At 47.1% G+C, this 17272-nt stretch carries 14 protein-coding genes; 7 read left to right on the top strand and 7 right to left on the bottom strand.

Annotation, left to right across the window (positions count from 1 at the left end; translation table 11 throughout):
- The first annotated feature begins 78 nt into the window (after window positions 1–78).
- The 3 genes from kduD to AC3WS5_RS10950 all read left to right on the top strand — a co-directional run bounded on the left by kduD (window position 79) and on the right by AC3WS5_RS10950 (window position 3108).
- The gene (gene kduD, locus AC3WS5_RS10960) at window positions 79–843 is read left to right on the top strand and encodes a 2-dehydro-3-deoxy-D-gluconate 5-dehydrogenase KduD (RefSeq protein WP_492467415.1); all 765 of its coding nucleotides are present in this window, start codon (window positions 79–81) and stop codon (window positions 841–843) included.
- A gap of 117 nt (window positions 844–960) precedes the next feature.
- Window positions 961–1791, top strand: coding sequence for a 5-dehydro-4-deoxy-D-glucuronate isomerase (kduI, locus tag AC3WS5_RS10955; RefSeq protein WP_492467414.1), 831 nt, complete (start codon window positions 961–963; stop codon window positions 1789–1791).
- Between the two features lie 27 nt (window positions 1792–1818).
- Window positions 1819–3108 (top strand): Gfo/Idh/MocA family protein, encoded by a 1290-nt coding sequence (locus AC3WS5_RS10950; RefSeq protein WP_492467413.1) that lies wholly within the window; start codon window positions 1819–1821, stop codon window positions 3106–3108.
- Window positions 3109–3121: 13 nt separating this feature from the next.
- Here AC3WS5_RS10950 and AC3WS5_RS10945 read toward each other — a convergent pair whose 3' ends face one another.
- The 3 genes from AC3WS5_RS10945 to AC3WS5_RS10935 form a co-directional block, all read right to left on the bottom strand.
- Window positions 3122–4909, bottom strand: coding sequence for an AMP-dependent synthetase/ligase (locus tag AC3WS5_RS10945; RefSeq protein ID WP_492467412.1), 1788 nt, complete (start codon window positions 4907–4909; stop codon window positions 3122–3124).
- Between the two features lie 190 nt (window positions 4910–5099).
- Window positions 5100–6122: a tetratricopeptide repeat protein gene (locus AC3WS5_RS10940; protein ID WP_492467411.1), complete on the bottom strand. Its 1023-nt coding sequence runs from the start codon at window positions 6120–6122 to the stop codon at window positions 5100–5102.
- A 234-nt stretch (window positions 6123–6356) separates the two neighbouring features.
- A complete protein-coding gene (locus AC3WS5_RS10935; RefSeq protein WP_492467410.1) occupies window positions 6357–7577 on the bottom strand; it encodes a DUF1015 domain-containing protein in 1221 nt (406 codons plus the stop codon).
- Between the two features lie 399 nt (window positions 7578–7976).
- Between AC3WS5_RS10935 and AC3WS5_RS10930 the strand changes: the two genes are divergently transcribed.
- The 4 genes from AC3WS5_RS10930 to AC3WS5_RS10915 all read left to right on the top strand — a co-directional run bounded on the left by AC3WS5_RS10930 (window position 7977) and on the right by AC3WS5_RS10915 (window position 14977).
- On the top strand, window positions 7977–8654 hold the full coding sequence (locus AC3WS5_RS10930; protein ID WP_492467409.1) for a TetR/AcrR family transcriptional regulator: 678 nt from the start codon (window positions 7977–7979) through the stop codon (window positions 8652–8654).
- Complete coding sequence (locus AC3WS5_RS10925) at window positions 8641–9975, top strand: TolC family protein (protein WP_492467408.1); 1335 nt, start codon at window positions 8641–8643, stop codon at window positions 9973–9975. The genes AC3WS5_RS10930 and AC3WS5_RS10925 overlap by 14 nt, the downstream gene beginning before the upstream one ends.
- 28 nt (window positions 9976–10003) lie before the next feature.
- Window positions 10004–11212 carry an efflux RND transporter periplasmic adaptor subunit gene (locus AC3WS5_RS10920; RefSeq protein WP_492467407.1) on the top strand — a complete coding sequence of 403 codons (1209 nt, stop codon included), beginning with the start codon at window positions 10004–10006 and terminating at the stop codon, window positions 11210–11212.
- A gap of 135 nt (window positions 11213–11347) precedes the next feature.
- Window positions 11348–14977, top strand: coding sequence for an efflux RND transporter permease subunit (locus AC3WS5_RS10915; RefSeq protein ID WP_492467406.1), 3630 nt, complete (start codon window positions 11348–11350; stop codon window positions 14975–14977).
- Window positions 14978–15466: 489 nt separating this feature from the next.
- Here AC3WS5_RS10915 and rbp read toward each other — a convergent pair whose 3' ends face one another.
- The 4 genes from rbp to rpsF all read right to left on the bottom strand — a co-directional run bounded on the left by rbp (window position 15467) and on the right by rpsF (window position 17165).
- Window positions 15467–15811: an RNA-binding regulator gene (rbp, locus tag AC3WS5_RS10910; RefSeq protein WP_492467405.1), complete on the bottom strand. Its 345-nt coding sequence runs from the start codon at window positions 15809–15811 to the stop codon at window positions 15467–15469.
- Window positions 15812–16022: 211 nt separating this feature from the next.
- Complete coding sequence (gene rplI, locus AC3WS5_RS10905) at window positions 16023–16469, bottom strand: 50S ribosomal protein L9 (protein WP_492467404.1); 447 nt, start codon at window positions 16467–16469, stop codon at window positions 16023–16025.
- A 72-nt stretch (window positions 16470–16541) separates the two neighbouring features.
- Complete coding sequence (gene rpsR, locus AC3WS5_RS10900; protein ID WP_492467403.1) at window positions 16542–16805, bottom strand: 30S ribosomal protein S18; 264 nt, start codon at window positions 16803–16805, stop codon at window positions 16542–16544.
- Window positions 16806–16808: 3 nt separating this feature from the next.
- Entirely contained in the window at window positions 16809–17165 is a 357-nt protein-coding gene (gene rpsF, locus AC3WS5_RS10895; protein ID WP_492467402.1) for a 30S ribosomal protein S6, read from the bottom strand.
- Between the last annotated feature and the right edge of the window lie 107 nt (window positions 17166–17272).

Below are 17272 nucleotides of genomic sequence, written 5' to 3'. Positions count from 1 at the left end.
TGGTGAAAAAAACTATTCTGCTCGGAAAACCGGTGCGAATTGATATAAAACGAAAAAATATAAATTCTTAGAATAACGATGATGGTTCAGTCATTATTTGACTTGCATGGAAAGACAGCCCTTGTAACGGGGTGCGACACCGGTCTGGGCCAGGCGATGGCCGTTGCACTTGCGGAGGCGGGCGCGGATATTGTAGGCGCTTCGCGGAAGGATGATAGTAGCGCCACCAGGGGACTTATTGAAGCATTGGGAAGAAAGTTTTCTTATTACCCGACAGATCTTTCTGACCGGGGTCAGATCTATGCCCTTATTAAAAAAGTACTGGAAGAAAATGAACGTATCGATATTCTGGTGAATAATGCGGGAATGATCCTTCGTAAACCTGCCGCCGAACACCCGGATGAGTACTGGGATAAAGTGATCGATGTCAATCTGAATGCCCAGTTTTTATTGGGGCGGGAATTTGGCAGGCACATGATTGAAAAGGGTGGAGGCAAAATAATCTTCACCTGTTCATTGCTGAGCTTCCAGGGCGGAATCAATGTGCCGGGTTACACGGCGTCTAAGTCGGGCGTAGCCGGCCTCGTGAGGGCCTTCGGAAATGAATGGGGCAGTAAAGGTGTATGTGTAAATGGTATTGCGCCGGGTTATATTGCCACCAATAATACTCAAGCGCTGCGCGAAGATCCGGAAAGGAGCAAAGCGATCCTCGACCGGATCCCGGTGGGCCGCTGGGGAGTCCCGGAAGATTTTAAGGGACCGACAGTGTTTCTGGCCTCGAAAGCTTCTGATTATGTAAACGGCACGATACTTTTTGTTGACGGAGGCTGGATGGCCAGGTAAACGTGAGGCTGTGTAGAAAAGTTGATCTTGAGTTACTGCTGCGGCATCCTTTCTGGTAGTAAAATTATTAATCAAGTAAAACCAATGCCCTTCTGGAAATGAAGGGGACCTTCCAGGATGGAAATTAGATTTTGTAATAGTCCGAATGAAACGAAGACCATGAACACGGAACAGCTTCGTGAGAATTTTTTAGTGGAAAACCTGATGCAGGAAAACAAGCTGACGCTGGTCTACAGCCACTATGACCGGATGATCATCGGTGGCACCAGGCCTGTAGGAAAAATCGTGTTGCTGAAAAATGAAGATGAACTGAAATCGGATTTCTTTTTGCAGCGCAGGGAATTAGGAATCATTAACGTGGGCGGCAGCGGCGTTGTGACTGTTGACGGTAAGAAATATGATTTGGACAAACTGGAATGCCTGTATGTCGGTCGCGGCAGCAAACGGGTTAGCTTTGCCAGCAAGGGCAAGAAAGAAGCCGCTTTGTTCTACCTGCTCTCAGCGCCCGCACACAAGGAATATCCGACAACCAAATTTACCAGGAAACAGGCCTCGCCGGTTGAGCTGGGCGATCTGCTTACATCCAACAAACGCACCATCTACAAATACATCCATGATGATGGCATTCAGAGTTGTCAACTCGTTATGGGTCTCACAGTGCTGGAACCCGGCAGTGTGTGGAATTCCGTGCCCCCTCATACGCATACCCGCAGGACGGAAATCTATTTTTACTTCGATCTTCCGGAGGAACAACGGATGTTTCATATGATGGGTCAACCTCAGCAAACCCGTCACATCATCATGAAGAATAATGATGCGGTGATATCCCCGCCCTGGAGCGGTCACTACGGTTGTGGTACCACCAATTACGGTTTTATCTGGGGCATGGCCGGTGAAAACAAACAGTTTTCAGATATGGATCTGACGCCGGTGAATACATTATTGTAGTATTTCTAAATAAATAATAAACACCATATGAAAAGAAGAACATTTATTGGACAAACAACCAAGGGTGCCATTGCGGCTACCATCCTGCCGCGCCAGGTACTGGGTGGCATGGGTGACTCCAGGATTATCGCGCCAAGTGACCGGATCAACCTGGGCTACATCGGTACAGGTAAGCAGAGCCTCGGCCTTTTAGGTTCTATCAACGGTTGCAAAGAAACCGTCGTACTGGCCGCTTGCGATGTGGATTCAAAAAAGCTGGCTCGTTTTCTCAGCAGCGCCGCGAAAGCAAATTCATCCAAGTCGCCCAACACACAGGTAAAGGGGCACCATTATTACAGGGAGTTGCTGGAAAACAAGGATATCGATGCCGTAGTTATCGCGTCGCCGGATCACTGGCATGCCCAAATGGCGGTAGATGCAGCAAAGGCCGGCAAAGATATCTATTGCGAAAAACCCATGTCACTCACGATCGCTGAAGGCCGGGCCATGGTTCAGGCCACCCGGAAATACAAGCGGGTTTTTCAGACGGGCAGTATGCAGCGGTCCTGGTTTAATTTCAGGCAGGCGGTAGAACTGATCCGGAACGGGCATATCGGTAAACTGGAAGCTGCATATGTTTCGGTCGGTGAGCCTGTCAGCCAGTGTGATCTGCCTTCGATGCCGGCACCCGAGTACCTGGATTGGGATCAATGGATCGGTCCGTCGCTGTACCGGGGTTATAATCCCACGCTGGCGCCGCCCATCGAGGATGATAAATGGGCGTGGTGGCGGGGTTACCGCGATTTTGGCGGCGGCTATATTACGGATTGGGGCGCACACATGTTTGACATCGTGCAGTGGGCGCTTGATAAGGACCGTTCAGGACCGGTTAAGTTTGTACCACCTGCAGATCCGCAGGCCAAATTTGGTTTGTATTTTGAGTATCCCGAAGGAGTAAAGGTCTATCATACCAAATGGGGAGAGGGCAACGCAATCCGGTTTCAGGGTACAGAAGGGAAGATTGAAGTGAGCCGCGAGTTTCTCCGGAGCTCGCCGGAGCACCTGGTGAAACATTCATTTAGCTCTAAAGAAAAAAGAGTTTATTTCTCGGATAATCACTATCAGGACTGGATCAATGCCATTAAGAAGAGAAGCATGCCCATCTGTGATGTAGAAACGGGGCACCGGACTGCTACGGTCTGCAATATCGTAAATATCACTTATGAGTTACAAAGGCCGCTCAGTTGGAACCCCGGCAGGGAGGAGTTTGATGACGCTTATGCCAATCTCATGCGGTCCAGACCTTTCAGGGGTAAATGGGATTTTAGAGATTTCTGAGTAGAAATATACCTCAGCTATACAGTTTTTCAATCTCATTGCGGTATTTATCAAGCACTACTTTTCGCCGCAGGCTGAGTTTGGGCGTCATTTCGCCACCGGCTACCGTCCATTCGTGGGGTAGCAACACAAATTTCTTAACCTGCTCTACGTGGTTGAAATTTTTGTTGTAGTGTTCGATGATGGAACCGATCAGTTTATTTACTTCGGGATGCGCAGCTAATTGTTCGTGGGTGAACTGTTCATTTGGATAGCGCTCCATTAACCATTCCTTCACCGCCACAAATGAGGGTACTATCAGGGCGCCTACAAACTTACGTCCATCGCCCACAACAATGATCTGTTCAATATGCCGGCTTTCCTTCATCTTATTTTCGATGGGTTGTGGTGCGACATATTTTCCCCCGCTGGTTTTAAATAGTTCTTTTTTCCGGTCGGTGATCTTCAGGAACCTGTCTTCCACCCAAATACCAATATCCCCGGTATAGAGCCAACCGTCTTTCACCGCATCTGCAGTCAGGTCGGGGCGCTTGTAATACCCCTGCATGATACTTGGGCTTCTGGCCAGGATCTCGCCATCAGGGGCCAGTTTGACTTCCACACCGTTGATGGGCGGACCCACCGTTCCAAAATACATGCCGTCCGATGCTTTCCTGTTGACCGCAATCACAGGGCTGTGTTCAGTGGGGCCATAACCCTCATAAATAGGTATTTCAGCGGCGTTGAATATCCTGAGAAGTTTTTCAGATGCGGCAGCGCCACCCGTAACAATAAATTCAATGCGGCCTCCCAGCGCTTCTTTCCATTTGCTGAATACAAGTTTCCTGGCCATCTTCAGGAGAAATTCGTAAATGAAGCTGCCTTTTTTTCGATTGTCATATTTTCGGGCCAGTGCCACACTGCCAAAAAAAATAGCTTTCTTGATTCCTTTTAATTCCCTCCCTTTAGAAATAATTCTTTCATACACTTTTTCCAGCAGGCGCGGGACCGTGCTAAATCCGTTTGGCTGCAGTTCCCGCAAATTATCACCAATCGTTTCCAGGCTCTCGGCATAATATACACTGATGCCACTGAAAAGATAGATGTAGGTTACCATCTTTTCAAAAATATGGTTCAGCGGCAGAAAGCTGAGTACGCGGGTCTGTGGCTGATCGGGAAAGGGAAAACTATCTTTAGAGAAAAATACATTGCTTACAATATTGGCATGGCTCAACATGACCCCTTTCGGAACGCCAGTTGTACCGGATGTATAAATTATGGTCGTCGTATGGTAGTTGGGTATGGTCTTCCGAATCTGTTCTACCTGCTGAAGGGTTTCTGCCGTGGCTCTCGCAACCAGTTCTGTATAATGCGTAAAGCCATCGATCTTGTCGAATGTAAAGATACCGTGCAGGAATTCACTTTTTATTTCTCTGATTTTCTCCAGCAGGTCGTGGTTACTTACAAAAATATACTTGGCCTGCGATTCGTTCAGGATAAATGCCAGTTCATGCGGGTTGGTTGTTGGATAAAGCGGCACCAGCACAGCACCGATCTGCTGCACCGCCAGATCGGCAAAGATCCATTCGGGACGGTTGTTGCTGATCATCGCGATCTTGTCGCTGCTTTCAGCCGTGAAATCCCTGCCACTGATACCAAGGTCCAGCAGTCCGGCGGACATGCCATTCACGATCGAACTAACCTCCTCTGTGGAATAGGTCTTCCAGGCCCCGTTCACCTTAGCCGCAAGCATATCCGCTTTCGGAAAATTCTTCAGTTGATATTCAACCGCATCAAATAATCTGTAATCAGGAAAATCCATGCACAACAACCATTTTATTAGTTAACTACACCGGCTTTCCGGTAACGGATGGTATTTGTACCTCGTCCGCCCCGGCAATTTCGCGAACTGCCGCAGAATCAATACAATTTAAGAAAGAAAATGTTAATCGCAAAATCGGTGTCTTTCATCCCGATCAGATCGGTCCTTCGGAAAACAAATGAAAGATATCCTATTTACCCGCGGAATACACCTCGTTTTTCGGCATTTTAAAAATCCTGGAAGTGTGGAACTTGGTGAACTTGTCATAGGCCTCCTGGTTTGTATGCACCCAGTTTTCAAAGGCTGCTACATTGTCGACCGGGCCAAACATCCACTGGTTGTAAGCGTCAAATAAACCATCTTTCATCAGTTGCTGGTGGTAATCAAACAACCTGAACGGAAATTTTTTTGCATAGGTATTATTCCAATCCAACACAAAGCGGGTCCTGATCATGGCCAGGGTTTCGGGGGTAAGGCCCTGCGCCGATATATTGGATTGCCTGGCGAAAGTTTCAACGACAGCCCTGGCGAAATCATTCTTGATGTTTGTAGCATCCTTAGCCAGGTTGCTGGACGCGAACAATTTCTGTTTGTAAGCATCCAGTACCATTTTTTTGGCAATATTGGCCTTGGGGTTCAGGCTTTCCATGTTGGCATAAATCTCTCCGTAGATGATCGCCCAAACCTTGTCATCGCCGCGGTTGAAGTAGTGAAAAGCCGCATTGTAATAGTTGGCGCCATAGGACGGAGCTACTTCCATTCCTTTTTCCCACTGGGCAATGGCTGCGCTTGGGTTCTTCATTTGTTCCAGTAGTTCTCCAAATTCGTTGTGAAGCGGACCGCTATCCGGAAATCTTTTGAGTCCTTCCTTATAATTCCTTTCTGCTTCTTTAGGCTGCTCAAGTACTTTGTAGAGGTTCCCCGCTAACTGGAAACTCTGCACGTCAGCGTCGGGGCGTTCTAAAAGTGGCTTGACCAGTTCAAGTGCTTTCGTGTATTCTTTATTGTAAAAATAAGCCAGTACAAGGTCTTTTTGAACAGCGGTATTGTTCCTGTCGGCTTCCAGTGCTTTAGTTAAAACCAGTACTGCATTGTTCATATCGCCAGACTGCATGAACTTCCGTGCATTATCGCGCATGGAAGCAATATCGCCCTGGGCAGACACGAAAAGACATCCTGTTAAAAATAAAGCGACTCCAAAAATTCTTTTCATTGATAGTTTTTTTAAAATGTAAGTCCAAGCCCTCAGCATAAAATTAAACAAATGCCGATAATTTATGAGCAGGGCGCGAATATTCCCGCAACGGCGTAAATATCGGAAACAAAATTATGTTAAAGTAACTCTGTCGGTACGAATTTGGTTTTTATAACAATTCTTTGGCGCAGGCGCGAGGAAGTGGCTGCAGCAGTTTGTTGAGCCGGCAACCCAAGGCTGATGAAACCTGCATTATAACAAATGAGTGAGTAATCCATCGCGGAGCTTGGGCTCAAACCAGGTGCTTTTTGGCGGCATTACGTTTCCGCTGTCGGCAATATCAAATAATTGCTGAATGGTGACCGGGTAGAGACTGAAAGCTACTTTCATCTCTCCGCTGTCCACGCGTTTTACCAGTTCTCCGAGTCCGCGTATCCCACCCACAAAATCGATTCGTTTGTCGGTCCGCTGATCCTGAATGCCCAGGTGTTTATTCAAAACATTATTTGCCAGGATAGTTACGTCCAGCACGCCTATCGGATCATCTGAATAAGTGCCGGGGCGGCTGTTGAGGCGATACCATTTCCCGTCCAGGTACATGCCAAACTCATGCAGTTGAGCCGGTTTTACTGCAATGTCTGAAGAAGTTACTTCGAAATCTGCTTCAAGGGCTTTTAAAAATTCGTCGGTGCTATGTCCGTTCAGATCCCTGACCAGGCGGTTATAATCCAGGATTGCCAGCTCGTCTGCAGGGAATATGACCGTCAGAAAATAACGGGCTTCCTCGCTGTCGGGCAGAGCCTGGCTCACTTTTGCGGCCGAAGCGGCTCTGTGGTGACCGTCAGCAATATAAGTTGCGGGAACTTTTTGTTCAAAAAGAGCGGTTATTGAAGAGATCGTGTCCGCTGAATCCACTACCCATACGGTATGGCGGATATCATCATCGGCGGTAAAATCATTGTCGGGCTGATGGTCCTCTTTCCATCCATTGATGATGGCATCTAATTCGGGGACGTTATTATAAGCCAGGAACACTTTGCCCGTTTGCGCCTTAATGGTACGCATATGGTCGATGCGGTCTTTTTCCTTTTCCGGGCGGGTGAATTCGTGTTTTTTGATGATATCGTTAAAGTAGTCATCGACGGATGAAAGGCAGACCAGTCCTGTCTGACTGCGGCCATTCATGATCAGCCGGTAGATATAATAGCAGGGTTTTTCCTCCAGGAAAAGGGTTCCGTCCTGTCTGAATTTTTCCAGGTTTTCCTTGGCCTTTTGGTAGACTTCGTCGCTGTGTACGTCAATACCAGCCGGGAGATCAACCTCAGCGCGGGTCACATGCAAAAATGAATGTGGATTTCCGTTTACTGCTTCCCTGGCTTCTTCGCTGTTCATCACGTCGTAGGGTCTGGAAGCCACTTCTTTTGCCAGTTCTTTATCAGGCCTTAGAGCCCGGTAGGGTTTAATTGTTGCCATTGTTTGAAAGTAAAATATTTGCTTAATGTTTATGATTGCCTGGTTGATTCGGATCCGGTATCTTTTTTAACCCGGATCACAGCCGCGCGGTTCCGGCTTTTGTGATTTTTTGTTGGGTCAATTCTGCTCACCGGGTGCAATATTATTGAAGTTTCCCGAGAAAGCCGTTGGGTTTTACCGCCTAAAACGGGCGTTCGGCGTCATTTTTTTGCCGTTCGCATAGAGCGGATCACTCTATGACCCCGGCTACGGTATTTTTACGGCTCTTAAAAATAGAGCTCTTTACAAATTCGGATGTTGAAATGTCCCTTCCCGACCCGGGGTACTGCGTGAGAGTAATGTGGCAAAATTTTGAAGCAGAAAAAATAATCTAAAAAAAACGTAGGAAACTTTGGTAACATGAAAAGTTTCCCTAGTTTCGCGGGCTTATTTATGGGAGTTACCGTGGATTTGAAAACAAGAATAACACTGCAGGCTAGACAGTTGTTCGTGCAATTCGGAATTCGAAGTGTAAGCATGGACGATATTGCTGAAGAGTCGGGGTGCAGTAAAAAGACCATTTATCAATACTTCAGGGACAAAAACGAGCTGGTTGAAGCGGTGGTAGAAGGAATTCTGGATGTGAATATCCAAAAATGTGAAAAGGGGAAAGTTACCGCTGAAAATGCCGTTCACGAGGGTTTTTCGGCAATCGGATATATGCTGGATCTATTTAAGGGAATTAACCCCCTGGTGGTATATGACCTCAAAAAATATCACCGGGGCGCCTACAGGCGGTTCGCCGAGTACAGGAATGAAGTGCTGTTCCGGATGATCAAGGCTAACCTCGAGTGGGGCATAGAAGAGGGTTATTACCGGAAAGAGCTGAATGTAAATCTGGTTTCCAGGTACAGGCTGGAGAGCATTTTGATCACCTTCTCGCCTGGTTTTCAGAATGGGGTAAGCGCCGGACTTGTGGAGACGCACCGGGAGCTGTTTTTGCTTTTTTTGTACGGGCTGGCAACACCTTCAGGATATGAGCTGATATCAAAATACAAAGAAGAATATTTTAAAAATCTACCGGATGAAAAGACTTAGTCTATTGCTGATATTGTTGATGTTGTTCACAACGCAGGGACTGATAGCCCAGGAGACGCATGCCTTCTCGTTACAACAGGCGCTGGATTACGCCAAAAAAAATAACGTTCAGGTGAAAAATGCTTTGCTGGATGTTAAATTGCAGGAAGAAGTGAACCGCGAAGTCACGGGAAATGCTTATCCCCAGCTCAGCGCGAGCGGTCAGCTTACTTACAATGCCGCTTTGCCCACCAGCCTCGTTCCGGCAGAATTCTTTGGTGGTCAGAAAGGAGAATTTGCCAGGCTTAAGTTTGGGGTAAAATGGACATCTATGGGCGGTGTCTCCCTTAGCCAGCTTCTGTTCGACGGTCAGGTTTTCACCGGCCTGCAGGCCAGGAAGACGCTGATTGATTTCAGGGACAAGAACGTAGAAGTAACGGAAGAGCAGATCAGGACCAATATTACCAAAATATATTACCAACTGGTTGTCAGCAGGACCCAGGTGGCACTGCTGGATTCAAATATCAGTCTCATCGAGAAACTGAATCATGACACGAGGATCATGTACGACAATGGCTTTGCTGAAAAACTGGATATGGACAAGTTGGAGGTTCAACTGACCAACCTGCACTCTGCCCGGACTACGGCGGTCACGCAGATCGACAATGGTTATCTTGGGCTAAAAGTGCTGATGGGAATGCCCGTCCGCGATTCATTGATACTTACCGATCCCCTGACCGATGAAAATATCAGGGAGGGCATATTGGAGGCATCACAGTTTGATTACGCACAACGAAAAGACTATCAGACCGCCGTTTTGGGCGCAAAGCTAAATGGTTACGACATACAACGATACCGATTAAGTAAGTTACCCACGCTTTCCCTGAGCGGTTACTACAATGAATTGGCGCAGGCCAATAAATTCAATATCTATTCAGGTCAAAGTTACTGGTCTCCCGTAAGCGCTATTTCGCTGAATCTGCACATCCCATTGTTTACAGGATTCGCGACCAACGCAAAAATTGCTCAGGCAAAGATCAAACTGAAACAGACCGAAAACCAGATTGAAGCGCTTAAACTGAATATAGACAGGGAGATCCAAACCGCCTTAAACAATTTCAGGACGGCGATTTCAGATGTGGATGCACAGAAAGAAAATATGAAGCTGGCTCAGAAGGTGTACGATCAAACCAAAAAGAAATATGAGATTGGCACCGGGTCGCAAACCGAGATCAATGCCGTGCGGGTTGATCTGGAGCGTGCTCAAACCAATTATTTCAATGCACTATACAACGCGGTTGTTGCCCGTGTAGATTTCCTGAAGGCAACCGGAAAACTTTAATGAATTTAACATTATAAATCAAACCAATATGAAATATATCATTACGACGGTATGGATTTTAACGCTTTCGCTGGCCATGGTGTCCTGCGGCGGAGGGGCGGCACAAAAAAAGGGAAGTCTGGGCGACAAGAAAGCCGCACTGGCAAAACTTCAAATCGAACAAAAGGCGCTGAACGACAAGATCTCAGGACTTGAAGATGAAATAGCCCTGCTTGATCCGGGTTCTGCGAAAGAAAAACTGGTGAGCGTAGAAGCGATCGACGACGGTCAGTTTAATCATTATATCGACTTACAAGGTAAGATCGATGCGAAAAACACGGCTTACGTCGCACCCCGCGGAATGGGAGGCGTTGTAAGAGCCCTTTACGTAAAGAAAGGCGACCGGGTAGGAAAGGGTCAGGTAGTGGTGAAACTCGATGACGCCGTGGCCCGCCAGCAATTGACGGCTGCGCAGCAACAGGCGGCTGTAGTGAGGTCTCAATTGAATCTTGCAAAGACCGCGCTGGAACGCCAGCAGAACCTGTGGCAAAATAATATCGGCACCGAAATGCAGGTCCTGCAGTCTAAAACCCAGGTTCAGACACTGACCAGCCAGTTAGCAGCAGCGGAAGCCCAGGCCAGGGCTGCGAGGGAACAACTGGATTTTTCAAGTGTCAGGGCTGATATCAGCGGTATCGTTGATCAGGTTAATGTGCGGGTAGGGGAGCAGTTTACCGGCATGTCGGCATCCGGCCCACAGATATCTATTGTGAATACATCGGTATTGAAAGTTTTGGTGAATGTTCCGGAAACCTACCTGGAGCGGGTTAAATTGGGTACGCCTGTGGTTGTGACCCTGCCCGATGCGGGAAACAGAACTTTCAATACTAAGGTATCTGTCGTGAGCAAATTGATTGATCCGAATTCCAGAAGTTTTTATGTGGAGGCCAGTGTTCCGAGCGGCAGCGAATTCAGAGCCAATCAGATCGCAAAAGTGCAAATACAGGATTACACAACCCATAATGCGATTACGGTGCCTGTGAATACCCTCCAATCGGATCAGCAGGGTAAATACGTGTTCGTAGCTGTAACAGAAAATAAAAGACTTGTAGCGCGCAAAAAACGTGTAATAGTAGGGGAGTTGTACGGCGAGAAACTGGAAATCAAATCCGGTTTGTCCAGCGGTGATCAACTGATCACGCAGGGGTTTGAGGATCTCTACGATGGACAAAATATCACCACAGTTGCTCCAAAATGAATTTAGATATTTCGGTTTATGCCGCATGGTCCCGGCCCTCTGATGAACCATTTAGATGAAACCGGTGAATGGCACTGCGATAGCGGGATTCCGCGATTAAACAATACTTAATTATTCCAAACCTCTGTAAATATTATGGGTGCATTAGAAAATTTTAACGGGAAGTTCAAAGAGTTTAGCTGGACCTCCTGGGCAGTCAGGAACCGGACTACCGTCTACTTGCTGATCCTGCTTGTGACCATCATGGGCGTACAGAAATTTGTCACCCTTCCCAAGGAAAGCTTCCCGGATATTAAAGTGCCGATGGTTTTCGTGCAAACCATTTACGTGGGGAACTCGCCGCGCGATATGGAGAACCTGGTTACCCAGCCGATCGAAAAACAAATCAAAGGTATCTCAGGTGTCAAGATTGAAAAGGTTACCAGTACTTCCTTCCAGGATTACTCGGTGATCGTTATCGAATTTGGAACCAATGAGGTGGTAGACATAGCGCTTCAGAAGGTGAAGGACGCGATAGACAAAGCCAAACAGGATTTGCCAAACGACCTGACGCAAGCGCCAACCGCAATGGAATTTAACCTTTCCGAGATCCCTATCATGTATGTTAATATCAGCGGCGATTACGACCCGATGCGTTTGAAGTACTACGCCGACCACCTGAAGGATCACCTGGAGGAGATTCCGCAGATCACGCGGGTGGATCTGGTTGGGGCACCCGAAAGGGAGTTCCAGGTAAATGTGGATAATGAGAAAATGATGGCCGCAGGCGTGACATTCAATGATATCAGCAACGCCATCCGTTATGAAAACATGGACATCTCAGGCGGGCAGTTTGAAGTGGGTAATATGCGGCGTAACCTGCAGTTGAAAGGACAGTTCAAGACGGCATACGATATAGAAAAGGTTATTGTCCAAAACAGCCATGGGTCCGGTATTTACCTGAAGGATATTGCGTCTATCAAGGACACGGTCAAGGAGACCAGCAGCTATGCCCGGCTGGATGGCAGAAATGTTATTACGCTCAATATCATTAAGCGGAGTGGGGAAAATTTGATTGAGACCGCAGAAAGCGTGAAGAGGATATCTGCGGAAATGCAGAAAGCTGACTTCCCGAAAGATCTTCACGTAACGATCAGTGGTGATCAGAGCATCTCCACGCGCACATCTTTCAACGACCTGATCAACTCTATTGTAATTGGGTTCACGTTAGTGCTGATCATACTCATGTTTTTCATGGGGATCACCAACGCATTTTTTGTGGCGCTGAGTGTACCGCTGAGTATGTTCGTTGCATTCATATTTCTGCCACTGGGAGAATTACTGATCAGTACTTCGATCACGTTGAATTTCATGGTGCTTTTTGCGTTGCTATTCGGCCTGGGGATCATTGTGGATGATGCCATCGTGGTTATTGAAAATACGCACCGGATCTTTATGGCAGGGAATGGAAAGGTAAGTGGGGAGAAGTCGGCCAGGATGGCTGCGGGCGAAGTGTTTATACCGGTAGTGGCCGGAACACTAACAACCCTGGCCCCATTTGTTCCGTTGATGTTCTGGCCTGGAATGATTGGTAAGTTTATGATATTCCTGCCGCTGATGCTGATCTTTACGCTTGCTGCTTCGTTGCTGGTTGCCTTCCTGATGAACCCGGTATTCGCCGTGGATTTTATGAGCCACCGCGATGATGATCCGGATTTCAAGGGACAAAGATCACGGGTGTTTAAACGTCCGTTCTTCAGAACGGCGGTCATTATCGGCGTTCTGTTTGACCTGCTTGGATTCGCGGTCGGTAAAAACGGTTCGGTCTTATTTTTTATTGGGAACCTGTCCCTGTTCCTGGCGCTGATGGGTGTGTTGAATGCCTATTTCTTCGACGGATGGGTACACCGGTTTCAGAACGCAGTTCTACCCTGGATCATGGGCCATTACGAAACGCTGCTTCGCTGGGTACTGAAGGGATGGCGGCCCGTTTGGCTATTGCTGGGAGCGGTAGGTCTATTGTTTATATCCCTGATCATGATTGGGATCTCGGCGGGTATTGGCCGGACCAAAGTGGTGTTCTTCCCTGACAACGACCCCAACATGTTGTACGTGTACCTGAAGCTGCCAACGGGTACCGATGTAAAATATACAGATTCGGTGCTGCGGCAACTTGAGGCCCGCACCTACCGCGTGTTGAAAATGGATCCGGCGAAAAATAAAATGAATCCCATTGTTGAAAGCGTTATTTCAAACGTTGCGGTGGGAGCTGCTGAACCCAATAGCGGTAGCATGGGGACAAGGAGTGAGCTGGGCAGGATCCAGGTGTCGTTTGTAGAGTTTGCCAAGAGAAACGGCGAGGCAACCGAACCTTATCTCGACTCGCTGCGGGCGGCCATTAGGGGGATTCCCGGCGCCGAGATTACAGTGGATAAAGAGAAGAACGGTCCTCCGACAGATCCGCCTGTTAACATCGAAATATCCAGTGATAGTTATGAACATTTGATCAATACGGCTACAGGCCTCAAAAACTACCTGGATGGCTTGCAGATCCCCGGGATCGAAGAATTGAAAATGGATATTGATTTGAAGAGTCCCGAGATCTCGCTGACCGTCAACCGGGAAAAGGCCCTCTTAGAGGGCGTTTCATCGGCGCAGATCGGTCAGCAAATCAGAACAGCTTTGTTCGGATTTGAGGCCAGCAAGATCAAGGACGGCGAAGATGAATATAAGATACAGGTTCGCTCCAATGAAATTCAGCGTAAAAAGCTGACGGATCTGTTGAATATGAATGTTTCTTTCCGAGAAATGGCGACCGGAAAATTCAAGAGTGTGCCTATTATTTCGTTGGTCAATATTGATTATTCCAACACGCTGGGTAGTGTGAAGAGGAAGAATCAGAAGCGCACCATCACGCTCCGCAGTGCTTTGCTATCCGGTTACACAGCCACCGAAGTCAATGCGCAGATTAAAAAAGCTATTGGTCAGTTCAAGACTACAACGAGCGATGTAACGATCAAGCAAACCGGGGAAGGCGAGCAGCAAAAGGAGACCGTTGACTTCCTGAACCAGGCTTTTATCTGGGCCTTGTTGCTCATCCTGATGGTGCTGGCATGGCAGTTCAACTCCATCAGTAAATCAGTCATCATTCTTACCGAAATTGTATTCAGTATTATTGGGGTGATGATTGGCTTTGCGCTGACGGGGATGGCCATTTCCATTGTGATGGTGGGCGTCGGTATCCTGGGCCTGGCAGGAATTGTGATCAAGAACGGTATCCTCGTGATAGAGTTTGCCGATGAGCTCCGTGATCGAGGTCTCCGGACCAGAGAGGCCGTCATACAGGCAGGTAAAATACGGATCATTCCGGTTATGCTTACGGCGGTGGCGGCTATCCTGGCGATGATCCCGTTGGCCATTGGGTTCAATATTAGTTTCTACGGTACGTTCGCCGAGTTGAATCCCCATATATTTTTTGGTGGCGAAAGTGTGAAATTCTGGGGCCCTCTTTCCTGGACCATTATATTCGGATTGACCGTAGCGTTCTTCCTGACGCTGGTGATGGTGCCCAGTATGTACCTCATCGCTGAGAGGCTCAAACGCCCGATGCGCAAGACGTACGGCGGGAGATGGGTTTCATTCATGGGCATACCTCCGCTGATATTCCTCTTTATTCCGATGATGCTGATCAGTACCTATAAGCAGAAAAAACGTGTTGCGGCGCGGCGGAAACGTCTCGCGAATCAATCAACCGTGAACGAAGCATTTGTGGGCAGTTGGTTCTGATGCGTGTTAATTATATTTAATCTATTAATAATATAAACAAACAGTCTGTCGTGAAAGCGGCAGGCTGTTTTGGTTTTGAGAAAGGGTTCAAGATTTACCGTCGCCGGCATGCAATTTGGCCGCTGTATCGATAATATAAGTACGTGTGTATCGATCATGTAAGTACCTGCTTGAGAAAATTTGTATAGATTTTCAGTAATATCACTTATTAGTGATGTTCTCGTGAAATTTTCAGCAATGAAAACAGGTTAGGTACTGAGTGGTATATTGGGCTGGATTATATAATAATCTAATATCCCTGACGCCTGCCGGGTTCGCCCTCCTTCGGCAGGCAAGCCTGCGAAGGTAAGCAGGTAGTGTTTAGCATCCCCGCCCGTACCGAACGGTACGTTCGGGCGGGAGCATCTCTTCAGTTAGGTTCAATTCAAAAAGCCCCGTCGCCGGGGCTTAAAATTCGTTTGACTGGTTTAATAAACCTGGAGGGGGTTCTTAGTAACCTCTGTTCCTGTCGCGGTAACCGTTATCTTTCTTGTAACCGCCGCCGCCGCCGCCAAAACTTTTCTTTTTGTAGCCACCGCCGCCGCTACCGGATTCTTTCGGACGGCTTTCGTTAACTACGATGTTCCTGCCACCCACTTCTTTTCCGTTCAAAGCGTCAATGGCTGTTCTGGCCTCGTCGTCATTGGCCATCTCAACAAAACCGAAACCTTTGCTGCGGTTGCTGAATTTGTCTGATACGATCTTGGCGGAAGTAACTTCCCCATAAGGTGCGAATAAGTCTTGTAAATCCTGGTCTTTCAGGGTCCAACTTAAATTTCCTGCGTAAATGTTCATTTGTTTAAATTTTTTATAGAAATAAGTGCATTAAACAGTATTAAGACCAATGAACATTTAAACAATATTCCGGAATCTATAACTGAAAAAACACCGAATCTTGTTCAAAGATAAGAGTATTTTTCTGGTACCATACAAATTTTATTTTTTAGGGCAAAAAAAATGCCCCCGGAAGCCGGGAGCATTGTTAAAATGATGTTAAAAGTAGAAATTATTCGGCAATTACTTCAAAAAGGATCTCGGTGACATGGCCATTGCCAAAGTCGATGGTCGCTTTGTGCGTACCCAGTTCCTTTACTTCTTCTGTAATAGCGATTTTTTTGCGGTCAATCTCATAACCTTTTTGTTCCCGGATAGCCCGGCTGATCTGGAGGTTGGTCACGCTGCCGAAAATCTTGCCACTGGTTCCTGTCTTGGCGCCCAGTCTCAGCGGCGATTCGCTCAGCCTGGCCACGACTTCATTGATTGCAGCCAGCATTGTTTCCTCTTTCTTCCTCGCCTGCTTCAGTCTTTCCTGCAATTGCTTCTGGTTGGAAGGTGTATTTTCCACGGCCAGTTTGCGGGGCAGCAAAAAGTTGCGCGCATAGCCGCTTTTAACGGTTACCACTTCGTCTGCAGCTCCCAGGTTATCGACGTCATGTATTAAGATAATTTCCATTGTGTGTTGTTTTTATCCCAGTAAATCAAAGGCATTACTGTCTTCCGCGTGTAGCGGAATTAGGGATGACGCCTATTTCAATAAATCGGTAACGTAGGGCAGCAGGGCCATCTGGCGCGCCTTCTTGATAGCCTCAGATACCTGGCGCTGTGCTTTCAGGCAATTGCCAGTAAGACGGCGCGGTAAAATTTTCCCCTGGTCATTCAGGAATTTCTTCAGGAATTCCACGTCTTTGTAATCTACGTAGCGGATGTTATACTTTTTAAAACGGCAGAATTTTTTCGGACGTTTCTCAGCTTTAATGGCTGTCAGATATTTAATTTCATTCTTTGCCATAGGTTAAGCCTCCACTACTTTTTCGGTTTCAGTACGTACGCCTTTTGCCTTTTTAGCATTGTACTCAACGGCGTATTTGTCGAGTTTGGTGCAAAGGTGACGAAGAACGGATTCGTCACGCAGAAGCTGAATTTTCAGCTTCTCATTGAAGTCGGATGGCGCAGTGTATTCCAGCACCCAGTATAAACCCGTGGTTTTTTTCTGGATGGGGTACGCCAGTGATTTCAGTCCCCAGGGGTTGTCATAAACGATAGAGCCACCTGCATCAGTTACCATTTCGGCAAACTTTTTTTGTGCAGCTTTAAACTCTTCTTCGCTTAAAACCGGGGTAAAAATCACCATCAATTCGTAATTGTTCATTACCCTGTTGTTTAAAAATTAATAAAATAAAATAACCTTAGTTTTTCCTAAGGGGCTGCAAAGATAGTTTATTTGTAACGAAAAGTGTATTATTTGTAACTTAAAAG

This window comes from Niabella sp. CPT15-335-S11 (assembly GCF_058792415.1).
The sequence above is the reverse complement of the archived record's forward strand: the minus strand, read 5'-3'. Positions and strand labels throughout refer to the sequence as shown.

Bases quoted from the DNA above. Each gene is read 5' to 3' on its own strand.
- kduD (WP_492467415.1), top strand. From the start codon at position 79: ATGATGGTTCAGTCATTATTTGACTTGCATGGAAAGACAGCCCTTGTA.
- kduI (WP_492467414.1), top strand. From the start codon at position 961: ATGGAAATTAGATTTTGTAATAGTCCGAATGAAACGAAGACCATGAAC.
- AC3WS5_RS10950 (WP_492467413.1), top strand. From the start codon at position 1,819: ATGAAAAGAAGAACATTTATTGGACAAACAACCAAGGGTGCCATTGCG.
- AC3WS5_RS10945 (WP_492467412.1), bottom strand. From the start codon at position 4,909: ATGGATTTTCCTGATTACAGATTATTTGATGCGGTTGAATATCAACTG.
- AC3WS5_RS10940 (WP_492467411.1), bottom strand. From the start codon at position 6,122: ATGAAAAGAATTTTTGGAGTCGCTTTATTTTTAACAGGATGTCTTTTC.
- AC3WS5_RS10935 (WP_492467410.1), bottom strand. From the start codon at position 7,577: ATGGCAACAATTAAACCCTACCGGGCTCTAAGGCCTGATAAAGAACTG.
- AC3WS5_RS10930 (WP_492467409.1), top strand. From the start codon at position 7,977: ATGAAAAGTTTCCCTAGTTTCGCGGGCTTATTTATGGGAGTTACCGTG.
- AC3WS5_RS10925 (WP_492467408.1), top strand. From the start codon at position 8,641: ATGAAAAGACTTAGTCTATTGCTGATATTGTTGATGTTGTTCACAACG.
- AC3WS5_RS10920 (WP_492467407.1), top strand. From the start codon at position 10,004: ATGAAATATATCATTACGACGGTATGGATTTTAACGCTTTCGCTGGCC.
- AC3WS5_RS10915 (WP_492467406.1), top strand. From the start codon at position 11,348: ATGGGTGCATTAGAAAATTTTAACGGGAAGTTCAAAGAGTTTAGCTGG.
- rbp (WP_492467405.1), bottom strand. From the start codon at position 15,811: ATGAACATTTACGCAGGAAATTTAAGTTGGACCCTGAAAGACCAGGAT.
- rplI (WP_492467404.1), bottom strand. From the start codon at position 16,469: ATGGAAATTATCTTAATACATGACGTCGATAACCTGGGAGCTGCAGAC.
- rpsR (WP_492467403.1), bottom strand. From the start codon at position 16,805: ATGGCAAAGAATGAAATTAAATATCTGACAGCCATTAAAGCTGAGAAA.
- rpsF (WP_492467402.1), bottom strand. From the start codon at position 17,165: ATGAACAATTACGAATTGATGGTGATTTTTACCCCGGTTTTAAGCGAA.